We start from the raw sequence: 2,357 nt of genomic DNA, 5'->3' as shown, positions 1-2,357 counted from the left end.
TGTGATGCTGACTGGAACTCAAACCACAGACTGTTGTTTTACCGCAGGGACTTAACACCAGGGTCAAACATAGATGCGGTATGCTTTTTGGCAAATAGCGATCGCCTTTTTTGTGAGAAAAGCGGGTTACTAGCGTGGTTAGTAGCCTGTGGTGTAGTAGTTGTATTCGTCTGAATTGCAGCCGATATGTTTGGCTGTTTCAGATTCCACTAAATAATCCAACCCAAAAGCATGGGTGTCCGCGTAGCGTTGCATACCGCGTATTTTGATTTCTGCTTCAAAGTTTTTCAGATATTTGGGTTTTCTAATCTCGCTCCAAGAACAGCGATAAAAAGTATTGATGGTTTTTAGATATCCAGATATTTCAGCTTCGCTACAGCCCAGGTAAACCAGAAAAGCTGGTTCGGTTTCGGTGGCATTGCTCCAATTATGGCGATCTTCTTTGGTGGCTTCGCAGATAGCTACGTTCTCGCATAGTTGCGTTACTTTGAAGCTTCCTTTTGGGGAAACTTTTAAAACTGAATCGTTTAACATGATAATTACCTCATTGTTTGGGGTTGAGCCGAGGTTGAAACTTTAGTCGGTGTCGCCTCGGCTTTGATTTAAGAGAAAGTTTTTTTCTTAAATCAATTATCAATATAATAGCATGGATACACGCAATATTTTGCTATTTCACAAAACTTAATAGCATGGATACCTGCTATATTGTTAATTGATAGCTAGTAACTGAGTGCAAAACAATGTCTAGACCAGGCGGTAATCCAGCTTTGGCGGAACATCAATTTACAACTGATAGGGAAGAACCCTGTACTGCTAAATTACAAGTGCGCGTACCTCCTTCAATGCTTGATGAATTAAAGGAACATAAGAATTGGCAGGAAATTGTTAGGCAGGTGCTTGCAGAAGAACTTGTCAAGTTAAGGAAGCAGAAAGAGATTGGTAAGAAGAAGACCAAATAAGGTTATTCCTTATAGTATGGATACTTGCAAAAGAACCGCGAAAAAAAATCGGATTTTATCTTGAAAATAGCGTGTATCCATGCTATAATCTTAGTAACAAAGGAAAGGAAACAGAACGCGAGGAAAGGTGAGAAGCTGCCCTGGAAGCTAGCAACCGAGCAAACGTGGAAACAAAAAACCGATGGGAAGCCTTGATGTGAAGCTGTGCCAGGGAACAGCTAAAACACGGGTATGGCATGGGAAAAACAGCAGGGGCAAGCTACCAAACAGGAGCAAACCCCACGCCCATAAAAATAGAAGGTGAAAAACCCTTTCTCTCCTCTCCTTCTCCTCTCTCTCTTCCTAGCTAGTGAACGTAGCACCCAATAAAAAACAAAAGCACACGCCAGGCTAGGTCAGCGAAGCCAGTCAATATTATTCGTGTGCTAAAATCCTTCTTTGTGCGGAGTGAACGAGTTTAAAAACCGAGCGATGAGCGAGTCCGACTGAGTGTAATAACTTTTCAGATATTACCAACCATTTCACGGAAGGACGTGGATAGAATGGAATCTGAGGCTACGACACAATGTCAGGTTGCAGACATTTAACCTTGTCATCTCAGCAAGAGTAAGCCTGATGGAGTGGCAGGAACGACTGGAGTAATTTTAGAACTTTGAGACTGAGGTAAAAATTTTTGTACTGACATCGTTTAATATTGTATTTTGTTCGGTCGGAGACGGTACAAAAGAGGACGCAATTAAAGTTAAGCTCGATTAATTATCGATCCATCACCGAGGTTTTAGTAAAAGATTAGAGATTTCTGGACAATTTACGACCGCAACCAAGGATAAAAACTAAGACAGATTAATTTTGGAGTAATTTGTCACCACAACGATAACTTGAGTGCTGACATTTCCCATTAGATGAGAGCGATCGCTATTGCTTCATTTATTATTTCAAAACCAAAAAATTAGATAGATACCTATAATTAGATACCTATCTATTTAAGTTAAAAATCTCTAGTATGATTGATAAAATCACTAAAATCTCGATAAATTACTACCGCAGGAGCAAAACCTAATTCTAATCTTTTAATTCTTCCTTTATCGGATTTAATATAATCAATTTCATGTTCTTGTAAAACTCTCAAATAACTGAAAGATTTACTTCCGTATTTAAGTACATCAAATTTTTCATACAAGAGATTGAGTTGATAGTCGCGAATGTTGGACATAATAAATAATAAAAAAACAACAGCCCTCGCACAACGGAGGGAGTCAAGGGCAAGAAAGAAAAAAACATAACAGCATTTATTCAACTAGGATTTCTTTCGCAGTTTATCGAAGACCCTTTACCCCGTAGTTACAATTGTCAAGCTGTTTTTGAAAACCTCACCGATAACTTAATTACCGACACGCC

General features: G+C 39.2%; 3 protein-coding genes. 1 reads left to right on the top strand and 2 read right to left on the bottom strand.

What is annotated here, in order from left to right; translation table 11 throughout:
* Positions 1-138 precede the first annotated feature (138 nt).
* Positions 139-534, bottom strand: a complete 396-nt coding sequence (locus tag H1P_RS32780; RefSeq protein WP_144875599.1) for a hypothetical protein — start codon at positions 532-534, stop codon at positions 139-141.
* 206 nt (positions 535-740) lie between these two features.
* Here H1P_RS32780 and H1P_RS32775 point away from each other — a divergent pair, with 206 nt between their 5' ends.
* Positions 741-959, top strand: a complete 219-nt coding sequence (locus tag H1P_RS32775; RefSeq protein ID WP_144875597.1) for a hypothetical protein — start codon at positions 741-743, stop codon at positions 957-959.
* 988 nt (positions 960-1,947) lie between these two features.
* Here H1P_RS32775 and H1P_RS32770 read toward each other — a convergent pair.
* The gene (locus tag H1P_RS32770) at positions 1,948-2,172 is read right to left on the bottom strand and encodes a hypothetical protein (RefSeq protein ID WP_144875595.1); all 225 of its coding nucleotides are present in this window, start codon (positions 2,170-2,172) and stop codon (positions 1,948-1,950) included.
* Between the last annotated feature and the right edge of the window lie 185 nt (positions 2,173-2,357).

This window comes from Hyella patelloides LEGE 07179 (assembly GCF_900659865.1).
In the GTDB taxonomy this organism is placed as follows: Bacteria; Cyanobacteriota; Cyanobacteriia; order Cyanobacteriales; family Xenococcaceae; genus Hyella; species Hyella patelloides.
Note: the sequence above shows the minus strand (reverse complement) of the source record. Positions and strands in the feature narration are given on the sequence as shown.